The organism is Streptomyces sp. NPDC004629, from assembly GCF_042873595.1.
Classification (GTDB): Bacteria; Actinomycetota; Actinomycetes; order Streptomycetales; family Streptomycetaceae; genus Streptomyces.
In genome coordinates this window covers 296,131-312,080 of record NZ_JBIALO010000007.1, presented here as the reverse complement: position 1 = coordinate 312,080, position 15,950 = coordinate 296,131, and the positions used below count along the sequence as shown (strand labels likewise).

The following is a 15,950-nucleotide window of genomic DNA, read 5'->3' as shown; positions in this document are numbered from 1 at the left end:
CCGACCGAGGTTGACCGGACCGGTGGCCCGCACGGCCAACCCCCTCCTTCTCCGGCCGCGGCCTCAGCCGAGGACCGCGGCCCGTACACACAGCACGTCCGGCAGATGGGACGCCAACTGGCGCCAGCTGTCTCCGTCGTCGGCCGACGCGAACACCTCGCCGTTGCGGTTGCCGAAGTACACGCCCGCCGGGTCGCCGCCGTCGGTGCACAGCGCGTCCCGCAGCACCGTCCCGTAGTGGTCCTCCGACGGCAGGCCGGCCGTCAGCGGCTCCCAGCTTCTGCCCGCGTCCGCCGTGCGGAAGACCCGGCAGCGGCGGCCGGCGGGCACCCGGTCGGCGTCGGCGTTGATCGGGAAGACGTACGCGGTGCCGGCGCGGTGCGGGTGGGCCGCCACCGCGAAGCCGAAGGTGGACGGCAGCCCCTCGCCGATGTCCGTCCAGTGCGCGCCGGAGTCGTCGCTGCGGTACACGCCCCAGTGGTTCTGCAGATACAGCCGGTCCGGGCTGCCCGCGTCCTGCGCGATCTTGTGAACGCACTGGCCGAACTCCGGGTCCGGATCCGGCAGGAACACCGCGGACACACCGGAGTTGGACGGGGTCCAGCTCGCACCGCCGTCCGTGGTGCGGAACACGCCGGCCGTGGAGACCGCCACGGTCACCGCCTTCGGATCGCGCGGGTCGGTGACGACGGTGTGCAGTCCCTCCCCGCCGCCGCCCGGCACCCATCGGCCCCGGGTGGGGTGCTCCCACAAGGGCCGGACCAGTTCGAAGCTCTCCCCGCGGTCCTCGGAGCGGTACAGCGCCGCCGGTTCCGTGCCCGCGTACACCACGTCCGGTTCCGCTGCCGCCGGGTGCATCTGCCACACCCGCTCCAGCGATGCCCCGGTGTCCTTGGGGAACTTGACCGCGGGCCTGGCGGGTTCGGTCCATCTGCGGCCCAGGTCGTCGGAGTGGAAGACGGACGGGCCCCAGTGGGCGCTGTCGCCGCCGACGAGCAGGCGTGGGCTGCCGCCGCGGGTGTCGATGGCGACCGAGTAGATCGCCTGCGCGTTGAAGTAGGGGCTCTCGTCGAACTCCCAGGCGTTCTCCCGCCGTCGCCCGATGAACAGGCCCTTGCGGGTGCCCACGGCGAGCAGTACCTCTGTCATGCCGATCACCTCCGGGGTGTCGTCGCACAGCTGGTCCTCAGACACCGGCCAGTCTGCACCCCACCACTGACAGTCACCCCTGCCTCGCAATCACCGCAGGTCAGGACGGTGCGGCCAGCCGTCCGTAGGAACATCCTAGGCGGATTCCGGCCAGCCACCCCGGGCGCCGGGTCCGGGCGCTGCGCGCGACGACCGTGGTACGGCCATGGCACCGACGGCGCGACCCGCTCGGACGCCGTGCCCACACGGTGGCGGACCGGGTGGCGCTCGGCGCTCACCTCCGCACGGCTTGGCCCGTTGCGATCACCGGGCTCCCGATGTCCAGGCCCGTCGAGCACGCGCCACCCCCGAGGCCCACCACCCGGCGTCCCTCCGTGACCCGGTCCACCAGTCGGAGACCGGGGCCACAGCCCGGACGTCCCGACCCGCCCGTCACGCTCCCGACCGGTCCGCGGCTCGCCCGCCGGAACTGCCCCGTCTCCCCGATTCGGGCTCGCGTCACTGCCATCGCGTGGGCGGTCGTGCCGGGGCGGTCGGGGGCGGTGTCCCCTGTTTCATGGCCTTGCCCTGCGTGCTCGGCCGGAAGGCGGTGCCGCTTGGGGTGGTGGGACCCGGCGCGGCCACGGCCCGATACGGCCGTACCGGGTGAGGCGGGCGCCGGCAGCCGGCGGGGCGGCGGGCCGGGCGTGATGGCGCACGCGGGGCAGTGGGGCCGCCGGTCCGGAGCGCCGGACGGGCCGGTGGTCCGAACCGTCCCGTGGTCAGGCCCCGCCGGGCAGCGCGCGGTCCAGGATCGCGTTCAGGTCGGCCCCGGCGGGCAGCGTGCCGAAGGCGTGGCCCCAGTCCCCGCCCAGCCGGGACGCGCAGAACGCGTCGGCGATCGCGGCCGGGGCGTGCCGGACCAGCAGGGAGGCCTGGAGCGCCAGGGCCATCGCCTCGACCAGCCGGCGCGCGCCCACCTGGTCGGTCTCGGCCAACCGGTCCTTGAGCCGGGCGACGGCCGCGTCCAGCCGGGCGTCCGCCCCGCGCGCCAGGGCGAGTTCGGCGAACAGGGCGTCCGCCGCCCCCGGCTCCCGGCCGAGTGCCCGCAGCACATCGAGCGCGTTGACGTTCCCCGAGCCCTCCCAGATCGACAGCAGCGGTGCCTCCCGGTAGTGCCGCGGCATGCCCGACTCCTCCACGTAGCCGTTGCCGCCCAGGCACTCCAGGGCCTCCGCCGTGAAGGCCGGACCCCGCTTGGTGACCCAGTACTTGCCGACGGCGGTCGCGATCCGCCGGAACGCCCGCTCCCCTTCGTCCCCGCGCACCGCGCGGTCCGCCGCACCGGCCAGCCGCAGGGTGAGCGTCGTGGCGGCCTCCGACTCCAGCGCGAGATCGGCGAGGACGTTGCGCATCAGCGGCTGGTCGAGCAGCCGCGCGCCGAACGCGCTGCGATGGCGGGCATGGTGCCCCGCCTCGACGAGGCTCTTGCGCATCAGGGTGGCCGACGACATCACGCAGTCCAGGCGGGTGCAGTTGACCATCTCGATGATCGTCTTGACGCCCCGGCCCTCCGGGCCGACCAGCCAGGCCACGGTCTCGTCGAACTCCGGCTCGGAGGAGGCGTTGGAGCGGTTGCCCAGCTTGTCCTTCAGCCGCTGGATGCGGAACGTGTTGCGGCTGCCGTCCGGCAGCACGCGCGGCACCAGGAAGCAGGACAGGCCGCCCGGGGCCTGGGCCAGCACCAGGAAGACGTCGCACATCGGCGCCGACGTGAACCACTTGTGCCCGCGCAGCGTGTACACGCCGGGCTCGGCGGTGGGGGTGGCCGCGGTGGTGTTGGTCCGGACGTCGGAGCCGCCCTGCTTCTCGGTCATGCCCATCCCGGCGAGCAGGCCTGGCTTCTCGGTGGGTACGCGCAGCACGGGGTCGTACTCCCGGCCGGTCAGCAGCGGTTCGTAGACCTTGGCGAGGTCCGGCTGGGCGCGCAGCGCGGGGACGGCCGCGTACGTCATCGACGTCGGGCAGCCGTGTCCGGCATCCGTGTGCCCCCACACCAGCCCGCCCGCCGTGCGGGCGACGTGCGCGCCGGGCCGGGCGTCGGCCCAGGGCGCGCCCGCGAGGCCCGCGCCGACCGCGACCCGCATCAGATGGTGCCAGGCGGGGTGGAACTCGACCTCGTCGATCCGGTTGCCGTACCGGTCGTGGGTGCGCAGCAGGGGCTCGTGCCGGTTGGCCAGTTCGCCCCACTCCTGTGCCTCGGCGCTGCCGGCCCGCCGGCCGAGGAGCCGGACCTCCTCCTCGGCCCAGCCCGCACCCTCCCGGCGCAGCCCCTCCAGCAGGGCCGGGTCCTCGGAGGCGTCGTACGGGACCGACGGAGGGGCCTGGTTGGTGACGTCATGGGTGGCGTGCCGCGGGTGCGCGGGAGCGGGTGTCGAGACCATACGGCCATGTTGCACTCTCTCTGCGGTCGTAGCAATGTTGCAACAGGAAGTCGCCCCTACAGCAGGAAGCCGCCCGTAAAGTACGTGCCCATGCGGATGAACGTGCCGGCGCAACCCGGCGAGCCGGCCCTGAGGCCGCTGTCCGCCCGGTCGGTGGTGCTGAGTCTGCTGCTCGGCGCCCATCCGCCGCGGCTGCCGGTCAAGGACCTCGTGCGGCTGGTCGAGCCCTTCGGGGTCGGCGGCTCCACCCTGCGGGCGGCGCTCAGCCGGATGGTGAGCGCCGGCGACCTGCGGCGCACGGACACCGTCTACGGCCTCAGCGACCGGCTGCTGGCCCGCCAGCGCCGTCAGGACGACGCGCTGCATCCCGGCACGCGTGCGTGGGACGGCGACTGGGAGATGGTGGTGATCACGGCGACCGGCCGCGGCCCCGCCGAACGCGCCGACCTGCGCGGCCGGTTGACCTCCCTGCGGCTGGCGGAACTCCGCGAGGGCGTATGGCTGCGGCCCGCGAACCTCGCCCGCCCGCTGCCGGACGACCTGGAGCGCGTGGCCCAGCACTACACCGCACGCCCTCAGCGCCCGCCGCGCGACCTGGTCGCCCTCCTGTGGCCGCTCGACGCCTGGGCCGCCACCGGCCGCGCCCTGCTCGCCCACGTGGCCCGGACGGACCGTCCCGCCGACCGCCTCACCGGCTACGCCGCGGTCGTACGCCACCTCCTCACCGACCCCGTGCTGCCGCCCGCCCTGCTGCCCGCCGACTGGCCGGGCACCCCGCTGCGCACCGCGTACACGGACTACCAGCACGAACTGACCGGAGCGGTCAGCGGCCGGGGCAGCGCTGAGGGCCGCCATCCGCGGTGACGGCCCTCAGCGCTCTCTCATGGCCCGGCGGGCTCACCTGTAGGTGAGGTCGGACGACGCGTACTTGTGTAGGTCGCCTAGACGCTGTCGACGTTGATCGTCCGCTTGTACTGGGTCCGCTCCCGCGGAGCGGGAGGTGTCCGGAGGTGAGTGAACGGCCGGCTCCGCACGCGGTGCCCGGGTTCGACCGGGCGGCCCGCGACCCGGGCGACAGGGGCCGGGTGCGGGCCGCTCGGCACGTCGGGGACCGGCTGCACCTCAACCCGCGTGGATACGGCGTGCCGGTGGGGCCGTTGCGGCCGTGCGGCGCCCCGTCGTGCTCACACCGAGCGGTGATACTGGTCCGGCACCCGCACCGTGGCGCCCAGCTGCCGCGCGGCGTGCCGCGCCCAGGACGGGTTGCGCAGCAGTTCACGGCCCAGCAGCACCGCGTCCGCCTCGTCGTTGGCCACGATCTTCGCCGCCTGCTCGACGTCGGTGATCAGGCCGACCGCGGCCACCGGCAGCGGCGTCTCGGCCTTCACGCGCGCGGCGAAGGGCACCTGGTACCCCGGGCCGGTGGGGATGCGGACGCCGGATGCGTTGCCGCCGGTTGACACGTCGAGCAGGTCGACGCCGTGGGCGTGCAGTTCGCCGGCGAAGCGGACCGTGTCGTCCGCGGTCCAGCCGCCGTCCTCCAGCCAGTCCGTCGCGGAGGTGCGGAAGAACAGCGGCTTGTCGTCCGGCCACACCGCACGCACCGCGTCGACGACTTCGAGGGCGAAGCAGATCCGGTTCGCGTACGAGCCGCCGTACGCGTCGGTGCGCTGGTTCGAGTGCGGCGAGAGGAACTCGTTGATCAGGTAGCCGTGCGCGCCATGGACCTCGGCGACCTCGAAGCCCGCGGCGAGCGCGCGCTCGGCCGCCGCCGCGAACTGGTCCACGATCTCCGCGATCTGATCGACCGTCAGCTCGTGGGGCACCGGATGGCCGGTGGTGAAGGCGACCGGGCTCGGCCCGAGCGGCTGCCAGCCGTGCGCCTCGGGTCCGACGGGAGCGCCGCCCTTCCACGGCCGGTCCGTCGAGGACTTGCGGCCGCCGTGCGCGAGCTGGATACCGGGCACCGTGCCCTGGCCTACGAGGAAGCGCGTGATCCGGCGGAACGCGGCCACCTGGGTGTCGTTCCAGATGCCGAGGTCGTACGGCGAGATCCGGCCCTCGGGCGAGATCGCGGTGGCCTCGGTGAGGATCAGGCCGGTGCCGCCGGTCGCCCGCGCCGCGTAGTGCGCGAAGTGCCAGTCGTGCGGCGCGCCCTGCTCGGGGCCCTCCGGCTCGGCCGAGTACTGGCACATCGGCGCCATCCAGACCCGGTTGGCCATGGTCGTTTCGCGCAGGGTGATGGGCTCGAAGAGCGCACTCACGGTGGACTCCAATCGTCGTCATGAGGCCGGTCGTCCTTCGTACGATAGACATCGTAGTACGGGGAATGTCAAACTATGATGCCTCTCGTACAATGAGGGATCGACGACGAAGGTGAGCCGCCGTGACCAGTACCTCCGTGACCAGCCGCGAGCTGGAGCACCCCGGGCGTGACGAGATCCGCCTGGAGGGCGTGCTGCACGCGCTCTCCGATCCGCTGCGACTGCAGATCGTGCGCGAACTCGCCGCCGTGGACGATGAGATGTCCTGTTCGCAGTTCGACCTGCCGGTCACCAAGTCGACCACCACGCACCACTTCCGGGTGCTGCGCGAGTCGGGGGTGATCCGGCAGGTCTACCGGGGCACGGCCAAGATGAACGGCCTGCGCAACGGCGACCTGGACGCTCTCTTCCCGGGACTGCTCGACAGCGTTCTCGCCGCTGCCGCCCGGCAGGCCGCCCGGCTGGTCGCCGACGACTGAACCGGCCTTCGCAAAGGCGGTTTCGTCGATCGCTGTCCTGCGCCGGCCGGGGCACGCCCGGCGACGGGAGCCCGACGGCGACTACGGGGCGGCCGTGCGAGCCGCCGCCAGGAGCGAGTCCCAGTCGGCCAGCTTGACCACGCGTCGGCCGAGCCGCGCCCCCAGTGCCGCCTCGGCCCGCTCGATCGCCCGCCAGCCCGCCCACTCGACCGGCTCGATCCCCTCGGCCCGCAGTGCCCGCGCGGGATCACGCGGCACCTCCCGGCGCAGCAGCGCGGGCGCGTCCGCGAGCAGGGCGGCGACCGTCTCCTTGGCGCACGGACGGTTGGTGCCGATGACCCCCGTCGGGCCGCGCTTGATCCACCCGGCCACGTACTCACCCGGACTCGCCATGCCGTCGCGCAGCACACGGCCCCGCTCGTTCGGCACCGTGCCGTCGGCCGCGTCGAACGGCAGCCCCGCGAGCGGCACCCCGCGATAGCCGACCGACCGCAGCACCAACTGGGCCTCGACGGTCTCGAACCGGCCGGTCCCCGTCACTCCGCCACGGCCGTCCGGCGCCGTACGCTCGAAGCGGACCGCGGCCACCCGCCCGCCGTCGCCGAGCAGTTCCACGGGGCGCAGGAAGAAGCGCAGCCCGATCCGGCGCGCCGCGCCGCCGGGCTCCCGCGCCGCCCAGTCGCGCAGTACCTCCAGATTGCGGCGCCGCGGCGCGGGCAGCCCGGACGGGTCGGCGTACGCCGGATCCATGGCCAGCTCGGCGGGGTCCACGCCGACATCGGTGCCGGGCAGCCCGCCCAGCTCGCGCAGCTCCTTGGTGGTGAAACGCGCCTGCGAGGGCCCGCGCCGGCCGACCATCAGGACCTCGGACACCCGGCTCGCAGCCAGCGCGGTCAGCGCGTTCTGCGGCATGTCGGTCGGGCTCAGCTCCGCCGTGCCGCGGGCCAGCATCCGTGTGACGTCCACCGCGACATTGCCGACGCCGATGACCACGGCCGACCGGGCGTCCCGCAGGAAGCCGGCGTCGGCGGCGTCCGGGTGCGCGCTGTACCAGGACACGAACTCGGTCGCCGACCAGCTGCCGGACAGGTTCTCGCCCGGAATGCCGAGATGGCGGTCGGCGGCGGCCCCCACGCAGTACACCACCGCGTGGTACAGCCCGCGCAGCAGCGTCACGTCCGGCCCGCCGGGGCCGCCGACCCGGACGCCGCCCAGGAACCGCACCCGGTCCTCCTCCAGGACCGCCCGCAGGTTCTGCTGCAGCGACTTGATCTTCTCGTGGTCCGGGGCCACTCCGTAGCGCACCAGTCCGTACGGGCACGGCAGTCGGTCCAGGACGTCCACGAGCACGTCGGGGTCCTGCTGAACCAGGCTCTGGGCGGTGTAGCACCCGCTCGGCCCGGAACCGACGACGGCGACACGCAACACGGCGGACTCCTAACCCCAAGAGGTGCAGGGGTGCTGGTGGCTCCAGCATTGCACCGCCCGGGGTCCGCTGACAGGGTTCGGCGGGGTGACGGGCGTGCGTGTCTGTTGCCGCCGGGATGTGATCATGCGGTTACTTTGCGTATGTGCTGGAAGCATCCTTTCTTGATCTTTCCGACCGTCGCCCCGCGGACGGCACGGTGTCGGTGGGGCCCGCGTGGGAGGTACGGGAGGGCGAGAGTGCCGCGTCGTGGTTCACCGTCCGGCTTGCGTTCGCCGACGGCGCCCGGATCGATGTGCTCGCCGTGGTCTGCGAGGGATGCGTCTTCTTCGAGGACGTCCGGGCCCGGCCCGCGCTGTCCCCGGACGACCTGACGGTGCTGGCCGACTGGATCGAGGAGCCGCTGCTCCAGGCATGCGGCCTCGGCGCGGAGCCGGGCGCCGAGGGCGGGACGGCGCCGGCGGCACGGGCCCGCCCGGCCTGGCCGCGCGGCGACGAGGGACGCCGGCAGGTCGCGCGCGCGTACCTGGCCGCCCAGGAGGAGGGCGCGGACCCCGTCCTCGCGGTGATGTCCGCGACCGGGTACGGGCGCCGCAAGTCGCTCGTCCTGATCGCACAGGCCCGTGACGCGGGCCTCCTGCCCCCACGCCACGCACGCCGCTGACCCCACCACTGGCCTGGGCACCGGCCCTCGCCCCAGGCGTGGCGTCGGTCCGGTCCGACGAGTGGGGTCGGTCCCGGGCTGAGGGCGGGTCGGTCCCGTCTCACGCACGGCATCGATCCGCTCCGACGCGTAACTCGACCCCGTGTGGCGCACGGCGCCGACCCCGCACCCCGTGGGGCACCGGCCTCGCGGCGTGTGGGGGCATCGACCTCGCGCCGTGTGAGGCGCCGACCTCGCGCGTGTAGGGCACCGGCCTCGCGCCGTGTGGGGGCATCGACCTCGCGCGTGTGGGGCACCGGCCTCGCGCCGTGTGGGGGCATCGACCTCGCGCCGTGTGAGGCATCGACCTCGCGCGTGTGGGGGCATCGACCTCGCGCCGTGTGAGGCACCGGCCTCGCGCCATGTCGGGCACCGGCCTCGCGCCATGTGGGGCACCGGCCTCGTGCCATGTGGGGGCATCGACCTCGCGCCGTGTGAGGCATCGACCTCGCGCCATGTGGGGCACCGGCCCCGCGCCATGTGGGGCACCGGCCCCGCGCCGTGTGGGGCACCGGCCCCGCGCCACGTGAGGCACCGACCCCGCGCCGTGCGAGGCACCGGCCTCGCGCCATGTGGGGCATCGACCCCATCTCACGCGTGTCGTCGGTCCGGTCTGGCGGTGGGGGCGACGCCGTGTCACGCGTGGCGCCGGACCGTTCGAGGGTGGGGCGGTTCCGTTTCAGGCGCGGCGGCTGTCCGGCCTGGCCCGTGGCGTCGGTCGAGCCTCGGGCATGGCGTCGGTGCGTCCGGCGTGTGGTGGCGGCCCGTCGGGGCCGCCGTGGGCGGCGGTGGCCGGCGTCATCGCATGTCCCGCATGCGGGCGATCTCGCTGGTCTGCTGGGCGACCACGTCGTCGGCCATCTCCTCGATCCGGATGTTGTTGCCCTGCGCCTTGGCGTCGGTCGCCATGGTGAGCGCGCCCTCGTGATGCGTGATCATCAGCGTCAGGAACAGCTCGTCGAACGCCGTGCCGCGTGCCGCGCGCAGCTTCTTCAGCTGCGCCTCGGTCGCCATCCCCGGCATCGCGGCGTGGTCGTGCCCCCCGGGCCGCTCGTCCTTGCCGTACGACGTCAGCCAGTCCCGCATGGCGGCGATCTCCGGGCCCTGGGCCGCGGCGATCCGCTCGGCCAGCCGCTTGACCTTCGACGACTCGGCGCGGTCCGGGACGAGTTCGGTCATCTCCAGGGCCTGGGAGTGATGCCGGATCATCATCCGTGCGTAGTCGACGTCCGCCGAGTTGGGGGAGTCGTCCTCGGCGCGCTGCTCGGCGGCGTCCGTGGCGGACAGGGTGCGGTTCTGCTCGCCCGGCTTTCCCGGCACGATCACCGAAGGCCCGCTCGACGCGGGCGGCTTGGCGTCCGAACCGGAGTCGCAGCCGGTGAGCCCGAGCACGGCGAGCGCGGCCAGCGAGGCCGTGGCGAAGGACGCTAGGGACGCTCGGCGGTGGGGCACGACGACCTCCTGTGGCAGGCGTGGTGGGTGACTGCTGGCCGACACATGGTGAGTGCCGATGAACGTCCTAGCACGCTTCGGCGGCTGACTGATCAAAAACCTTCATTACGAGTTCGTTGCCCCCTGTTGATATGTGCATGATGAAGACGATACTTCGAGGGTGCGTGACCCGTTCCGACGTGAACGGAACCAGGGAGGAAACAGTGATCCTGTTGAACGAAGCCCGAACGCGGCGCAGACACCTGGGTGTTGCCGCTGCGGCCGTGGGGCTCCTCGCGGCGCTGCTGACGGCCCATCCGGCCGCCGCGACCCCCGACCCGGGGGACGGCACGGCCGCGCGGGACGACGTGTCCGCGAGCGCCCGGGCCGAGGTGCGCGACGCCATCGCGAGCGGTGAGATACCCGGCCAGGACGAGGTCGTCCACTCCGCCAACATCGAGCACCTGACCAACATCCCCAAGGACGCGCTCCCGGGGACGAACTCGGACCTCGCCTTCCAGGGCAGGTACGCCTTCGCCGGCAACTACGACGGCTTCCGCGTCTTCGACATCAGCAACCCGAAGGCGCCGAGGACGGTCGCCCAGGTGCTGTGTCCGGGCTCGCAGAACGACGTCTCGGTCTCCGGCAACCTGCTCTTCCTGTCCACCGACTCCTCGCGCAGCGACAGCAGTTGCAACAGCACCACCCAGCCCGCGACCGAGAAGTCCTCGTGGGAGGGCATGAAGGTCTTCGACATCAGCGACAAGAAGAACCCGAAGTACGTCGCCGCCGTCGAGACCGCCTGCGGTTCGCACACCCACTCGCTGGTGCCCGAACGCAAGAACGTCTACATCTACGTCTCCTCGTACTCGCCGAGCGCCACCTACCCCGACTGCCAGCCGCCGCACGACGGCATCTCCGTCATCAAGGTGCCGCGCAGCCACCCGGAGAAGGCGGCGGTCGTCGACTTCCCGGTGCTTTTCCCGGGTGAAGGCTCCGGCGGCGGCGGCAACCCGGGCGCGCCCACCAACCCGGGCGTGTCCAAGACCACCGGCTGCCACGACATCACGGTCCTGCCCTCGCGGGACCTGGCGGCCGGCGCCTGCATGGGCGACGGCATCCTGCTGTCGATCAAGGACCCGGAGCACCCGAAGGTCATCGACCAGGTCCAGGACAACGTGAACTTCGCGTTCTGGCACTCGGCGACCTTCAACCAGAAGGCCGACAAGGTGGTGTTCACCGACGAGCTGGGCGGCGGCGGCGCGGCCACCTGCAACGCGGCCATCGGCCCGAACCGCGGTGCGGACGGCATCTACGACATCGTCGGCAAGGGCGACCACCGCAAGCTGGTCTTCCGCAGCTACTACAAGATCCCGCGCCACCAGGCGGACACCGAGAACTGCGTCGCCCACAACGGCTCGCTGATCCCGGTCAAGGGCAGGGACATCATGGTCCAGGCCTGGTACCAGGGCGGCGTCTCCGTCTGGGACTTCACCAACTCGTCGAAGCCGAAGGAGATCGGCTACTTCGAGCGCGGCCCGCTCACCACCGACCAGCTCGTGGTCGGCGGTTCCTGGTCGGCGTACTACTACAACGGCTACATCTACTCGAACGACATCGCCAAGGGCTTCGACGTCCTGAAGCTCAGCGACCGGCGCACGGATCCGGCGGCCCGGATCCGGCTGGACGAACTCAACGTCCAGACGCAGCCGGACTACTTCGACCGATGAGCCGGATCCGGTAGACCGGGCCGGCCCGATTCCCCGGGCCGGCCCCCCGGTTCCGCGCCGGTGGCGAAGAACCGCGACAGATCCGAGGCACACGTGCCACCCGGCGCCGGCTCGGCGTCCGGCGGAATGCCCATCTCCCAGTCGAGCCGGTAGCGCTTGAACAACTCGGCCCGCAGCACCGGGACCGGCATCGGCACGCCCGGCACCAGCGCCGCGTACATCGCGCCCATGAGCAGCGCGCGCAGCATGGGGTAGTCGGCGGTGACGTCGTGGGAGCCGTACCGGCTCACGGTGTCGCCCAGCAGTTCGGACAGCCGCCGCTGCTCGGGGCACTGCACGAACCCCTCGGCCTGCAGCAGTCCGGCCATGTGCTGGCGCATCAGGACGGGCCGGTCGCGCGCCAGCCCCAGGATCGCGTCGATGGCCCTCGCCAGTCGCTCCCGGCCGTCCTCGGTGTGCGGCTCGCGCTCCAGCGCCTCCTCCAGCGTGCGGTGCATCAACCGGTGCACGGCTGACTGCACGAGCTGGCGCTTGCCGGGGAAGTAGTACGACACCAGTCCGCGGGCCGAGCCCGCCCGGTCCGCGATGGCACCGAGGGTCGTCGCCTCGAATCCGTGCTCGCCCACCAGCTCGACCGCCGCCTGCAGAAGCCGCTCGCGCGAACGCCGCCGCAACTCTTCATTGACCGAGGCGCTGCGCGGGGACATGCTGTAACTCCTGCGTTGACTGGCTGCCAGCCAACTATACTCAACGCAGACAGGCCCGGCCGATGCGCGGGCCTGTCCAGGGCTGCCGTCCGTCCGGGGCGACGCGGGGGATCGCCTCGGCGGGCGGCGTGCACCGTCCGGCATGTCCGGCAGGAGGGGGCCGCACCCTTTCCGTGCTCGTCTCGACTCGTCTCGCACAGCGGCCCGCCCGTCCGTACAGTGGGCACGGGCGACGTGCCGAGGAGGCGGGTGGAGATGGATCAGGACCGGGTGATCCTGGCGAGGATCACCGAGATGGTCGAGGACGAGCGCAAGCTGCGGGAATCGCTCGCGTCCGGCGAGATCGACGGCGCCACGGAGCGGCGGCGGCTCGGTGAGCTGGAGCGCGAACTCGACCAGTGCTGGGACCTGCTGCGCCGGCGCCGGGCCAAGTCCGAGTTCGGCGAGAACCCGGACGACGCGCGGGTGCGGCCGTCGTCCCAGGTCGAGGACTACCGGGGCTGAACCGCCCGGCCGGGCCGGCCCACCAGGTCCAGCACCGGCAGCAGCGCGTCCGGCCGCTCGGCCACCGGCAGATGGTCCACGAAGTGCACCCGGCAGCCCAGCGCCGCAGCGCCGCCGTCCGCCGGCCGGCTGTCGCCGACCATCAGCGCCTTCGCCGGTGGGGTGCCGAGCGTCTCACAGGCCACGGAGAACAGCCGCGGGTCGGGCTTCTGGACGCCGTGCTCGTACGACAGGACGTACGCGTCCACGTACGCGTCCAGGCCGTGCGCGCGGAACACCGGACGCAGATCCCAGCCGATGTTGCTGACCACGGCGACCGGCACACCGCGCTCCTTGAGCGTGCGCAGCACCTCGGCGGTGTCGGGGTACGGGGACCAGGCGGCCGGGGACATGTGCCGCTCGTACAGCGCGTCGTGCAGGCCGGGATCGGGCAGCGGCACGCGACGCGACAGGCCCGTGTAGGCCGCCCGGTGCAACTCGGCGCTCTCGTCGCGGACGGCCCACACCTCGGCCAGGTCCTCGGGCAGCCGCGCCGGGGTCGCGCCGCCCGGCAGCGCACCGGCCGCCTCCAGCGCCCGCGCCGTCTCGGTCAGCTCCGGTTCGGTCAGCGTCAGGGCCGCCTCGGCGAGGACGGCCCGCAGCCACGACTCGGTGGACTCGACGCGAAAGAGGGTCCCGGAGAAGTCGAACAGCACGGCACGCATGCGGTGATCTTACCGATGCGCGGCGCCCGGTCCGCCGGCCCGCTCCAGGCCCCTCGTGTACACCAGCGCCGCCAGCGACACGACGAGCGCGCCGAGCAGCCAGCCGCCCAGCACGTCCGAGGGCCAGTGCACGCCGAGCCACACCCGGGTCAGCCCGGCACCGAGCACCCAGACCACGGTCACGGCGACGGCCGTGCGCCACAGGATCCGCCCCGCGCCCAGGTGGCGCAGCAGCCACAGCAGCAGCCCGCAGACCACCGTGGCGGTCATGGCGTGCCCGGAAGGGAAGGCCGCGTAGTGCGCCGAGTCCACGGGGTCCGGCCAGACGGGCCGGGGGCGGCCCACGGCGGCCTTCAGGGACTGCTGGAGCGCCGTACCCAGCGCGCAGGCCAGCACCAGCCACAGGGCGGTCCACCAGGCCCGGTGGCGCCACACCAGCCACCCGGCCGCCGCCGCGCACACCAGCCGCATGGTCAGCGGGTCCCAGACCCAGTCCGTCAGGATCCGCGAGACACGGGTGAGGCCGTGCTCCGTGACGGCCCAGCGGTGCGTGGTGCGGGCGATGTCGCCATCCAGCGTGACCAGGGGACGCCACTCGGCCGCGACCAGGGCGAGCAGCACGGCGGAGCAGGCCGCCAGGGCGAGGGCGACGCGGGCCGTGCGGGCCGCGGTGCGGTGGTCCGCGGGACGGGGCGGGGAGTCCGTGGGGGTTCGACGCATGGGGTGATCTTCGCGGACGCGGGGCGCGGGCGGGCGGACCGGGTCAGCCGAGCGCCCGCAGCCCCGGCACCAGTGTCACCAGCACCGGGATCACCGGCACCAGCGCCGCCGCGGCCGTCAGGCGCAGCCGGCGCATCGCGGTCAGCCGGTCCGGGGGCGAAAGCAGCCGGTGCACACGCTGCGGGACATGGGCCTGCGCAGCGGGGCCGGGGCCGAACACCCCGCGGTCCTCGTTGAGTTCGACGAGGGCCAGCGCGGTGGTGAGCCGGCCGAAGCGACGCGACGCCATGTCGTCGGCGGCCAGTTCGACCAACCGGTGCATCTCGTCGCGGAATGCGGCGAACACCGGCACCTGCGGGAAACCGCCCGCGAGCGCGCCCGAGCAGTGCAGCAGCCAGTCGTGCCGGGCCGTGGCGTGGCCCTGCTCGTGCGCGAGCACGGCATCCAGCTGCCGCCCCTTCAGTCGGCGCAACGCGGCCGTGGTGACGACGAGTTGCGGTGCCGCGCCGGGCAGCCACCAGGCGTCGGGCCGCTCGCCCTCCAGCACGACGAGCCGGCCGCCCACCGGTTCCTCGCCGGGCAACAGCGGGGAGCGCACGAGGAGTTCGGCTCGTCGTCGGCGGCGCCTCGCCCGGGCCCGCAGCACCTCGCGGACCAGCATCGCGCCGCTCCACAGGCCCGCTCCGGCCAGCGCCAGCGCGGTCGCCGCCGCCCAGGAGCCGGCCGTGCCGAGGGCGTAGGCGTCGACGACCGCGCGCGGCGCCGGGGCGAAGACATGCCCGCGGACGGCCTGCCAGGCGGCGGCCGCGCTCAGCGTCATCGACAGGGCGCAGCACAGCAGGACGGCCGCCACGACGCACTGCCACACCCACAGGGCGACCACCGGTTCCCGGTCCGGCCAGTCGGCCCGCGCGAGCAGCCGGGGGGCGACGACGGCGGTCAGCGCGCCGAGCAGCAGCAGTGCCGCGGGGACCATCATGGTCAGTACCCTATGAGCGGCGGACCGCTCAGGGGTACGGTCCGTCGCCGCAAAGTGACGCAGGCAACGTTTGCGCCGGGCGTCGGGGCGCGCTCGGGGGGTTCCGGTCAGAGCGTCATCAGCATCGCCATCATGCCGATGGCCATCGACAACCGGCAGGCCAGCGCCAGTTCCGGACGGTCGCCCCAGCCGGCGCCGCCGCCCGCCGCCGCGGCGACCGGGACCAGGCGCACGCCCGACAGCAGCGCATAGCCGGTGAAGTAGAGGAGCAGTGGCCCGGTCACCAGGGAGACCCCGCCGCCGTGCGCGTGGTGGGCGGAGCCTGGGGCGGTGGCCATCACGGCCGCCATGTAGACCATCGCGGCGGCGCCCACGGCATGGTGCAGATGGTGCGGCCTGCTGCGCGCCGCCCACAGGGCGCGCAGCCCGGCCGCGCCGAACACGGCCGCGTACCCGGGCCACGCCCACGACGGAGGGGTGAACACCGTGGCGGGCACGGCCATCGCCGCCATGCCGAAGCCCATGAGCGCCTCGCCGCCCGCCGAGCGCCGCTGTTCCGGCACGGCGCTGCGCATCCGCAGCAGGCAGTAGCCGCCGGTGAGCGCGCACAGCGCGACCAGCAGCCAGCCCGGTGAAGCCGGTCCGTGCACACGCGCCTCCCCGTTCCCGGTCCCCGCCCGGCGCTCGCCGCGCCGTCGAGGGTGCGATGCCCCGGGCACGAGGCGCGCACG

At 73.6% G+C, this 15,950-nt stretch carries 15 protein-coding genes; 5 read left to right on the top strand and 10 right to left on the bottom strand.

Translation table 11 applies throughout. From position 1 onward, the window contains the following. Positions 1–63: 63 nt before the first annotated feature. Together ACFYTE_RS13565 and ACFYTE_RS13560 are read right to left on the bottom strand one after the other, a co-directional pair. Positions 64–1,149, bottom strand: coding sequence for a WD40/YVTN/BNR-like repeat-containing protein (locus ACFYTE_RS13565; RefSeq protein ID WP_388709127.1), 1,086 nt, complete (start codon positions 1,147–1,149; stop codon positions 64–66). 761 nt (positions 1,150–1,910) lie between these two features. Further along, positions 1,911–3,572: an acyl-CoA dehydrogenase family protein gene (locus ACFYTE_RS13560; protein ID WP_388709054.1), complete on the bottom strand. Its 1,662-nt coding sequence runs from the start codon at positions 3,570–3,572 to the stop codon at positions 1,911–1,913. 90 nt (positions 3,573–3,662) lie between these two features. Here ACFYTE_RS13560 and ACFYTE_RS13555 point away from each other — a divergent pair, with 90 nt between their 5' ends. Further along, positions 3,663–4,436 (top strand): PaaX family transcriptional regulator C-terminal domain-containing protein, encoded by a 774-nt coding sequence (locus ACFYTE_RS13555; RefSeq protein ID WP_388709052.1) that lies wholly within the window; start codon positions 3,663–3,665, stop codon positions 4,434–4,436. 320 nt (positions 4,437–4,756) lie between these two features. Here ACFYTE_RS13555 and ACFYTE_RS13550 read toward each other — a convergent pair whose 3' ends face one another. Further along, positions 4,757–5,836, bottom strand: coding sequence for an NADH:flavin oxidoreductase/NADH oxidase (locus tag ACFYTE_RS13550; protein WP_388709050.1), 1,080 nt, complete (start codon positions 5,834–5,836; stop codon positions 4,757–4,759). A 122-nt stretch (positions 5,837–5,958) separates the two neighbouring features. Here ACFYTE_RS13550 and ACFYTE_RS13545 point away from each other — a divergent pair, with 122 nt between their 5' ends. Further along, complete coding sequence (locus tag ACFYTE_RS13545) at positions 5,959–6,315, top strand: ArsR/SmtB family transcription factor (RefSeq protein ID WP_388709048.1); 357 nt, start codon at positions 5,959–5,961, stop codon at positions 6,313–6,315. An 81-nt stretch (positions 6,316–6,396) separates the two neighbouring features. Here ACFYTE_RS13545 and ACFYTE_RS13540 read toward each other — a convergent pair whose 3' ends face one another. Continuing rightward, complete coding sequence (locus ACFYTE_RS13540) at positions 6,397–7,743, bottom strand: FAD-dependent oxidoreductase (RefSeq protein WP_388709046.1); 1,347 nt, start codon at positions 7,741–7,743, stop codon at positions 6,397–6,399. Between the two features lie 197 nt (positions 7,744–7,940). Here ACFYTE_RS13540 and ACFYTE_RS13535 point away from each other — a divergent pair, with 197 nt between their 5' ends. Further along, the gene (locus ACFYTE_RS13535; protein ID WP_388709125.1) at positions 7,941–8,405 is read left to right on the top strand and encodes a DUF6214 family protein; all 465 of its coding nucleotides are present in this window, start codon (positions 7,941–7,943) and stop codon (positions 8,403–8,405) included. Between the two features lie 837 nt (positions 8,406–9,242). On the opposite strand, the gene ACFYTE_RS13530 is transcribed toward ACFYTE_RS13535, so the two are convergent. Next, positions 9,243–9,896 carry a DUF305 domain-containing protein gene (locus ACFYTE_RS13530; RefSeq protein WP_388709044.1) on the bottom strand — a complete coding sequence of 218 codons (654 nt, stop codon included), beginning with the start codon at positions 9,894–9,896 and terminating at the stop codon, positions 9,243–9,245. A 203-nt stretch (positions 9,897–10,099) separates the two neighbouring features. Here ACFYTE_RS13530 and ACFYTE_RS13525 point away from each other — a divergent pair, with 203 nt between their 5' ends. Next, entirely contained in the window at positions 10,100–11,605 is a 1,506-nt protein-coding gene (locus ACFYTE_RS13525; RefSeq protein ID WP_388709042.1) for an LVIVD repeat-containing protein, read from the top strand. On the opposite strand, the gene ACFYTE_RS13520 is transcribed toward ACFYTE_RS13525, so the two are convergent. Further along, complete coding sequence (locus ACFYTE_RS13520) at positions 11,590–12,312, bottom strand: TetR/AcrR family transcriptional regulator (protein WP_388709040.1); 723 nt, start codon at positions 12,310–12,312, stop codon at positions 11,590–11,592. The genes ACFYTE_RS13525 and ACFYTE_RS13520 overlap by 16 nt on opposite strands. Before the next feature lie 255 nt (positions 12,313–12,567). Here ACFYTE_RS13520 and ACFYTE_RS13515 point away from each other — a divergent pair, with 255 nt between their 5' ends. Then, a complete protein-coding gene (locus tag ACFYTE_RS13515; RefSeq protein WP_388709038.1) occupies positions 12,568–12,816 on the top strand; it encodes a DUF2630 family protein in 249 nt (82 codons plus the stop codon). On the opposite strand, the gene ACFYTE_RS13510 is transcribed toward ACFYTE_RS13515, so the two are convergent. The 4 genes from ACFYTE_RS13510 to ACFYTE_RS13495 form a co-directional block, all read right to left on the bottom strand. Beyond that, entirely contained in the window at positions 12,804–13,520 is a 717-nt protein-coding gene (locus tag ACFYTE_RS13510) for an HAD family hydrolase (RefSeq protein WP_388709036.1), read from the bottom strand. The genes ACFYTE_RS13515 and ACFYTE_RS13510 overlap by 13 nt on opposite strands. 9 nt (positions 13,521–13,529) lie before the next feature. Further along, the gene (locus ACFYTE_RS13505; RefSeq protein WP_388709034.1) at positions 13,530–14,240 is read right to left on the bottom strand and encodes a phosphatase PAP2 family protein; all 711 of its coding nucleotides are present in this window, start codon (positions 14,238–14,240) and stop codon (positions 13,530–13,532) included. A gap of 43 nt (positions 14,241–14,283) precedes the next feature. Further along, positions 14,284–15,219, bottom strand: coding sequence for a M56 family metallopeptidase (locus tag ACFYTE_RS13500; RefSeq protein WP_388709032.1), 936 nt, complete (start codon positions 15,217–15,219; stop codon positions 14,284–14,286). Positions 15,220–15,326: 107 nt separating this feature from the next. Then, positions 15,327–15,869, bottom strand: coding sequence for a DUF5134 domain-containing protein (locus ACFYTE_RS13495; RefSeq protein WP_388709030.1), 543 nt, complete (start codon positions 15,867–15,869; stop codon positions 15,327–15,329). Positions 15,870–15,950: the final 81 nt, after the last annotated feature.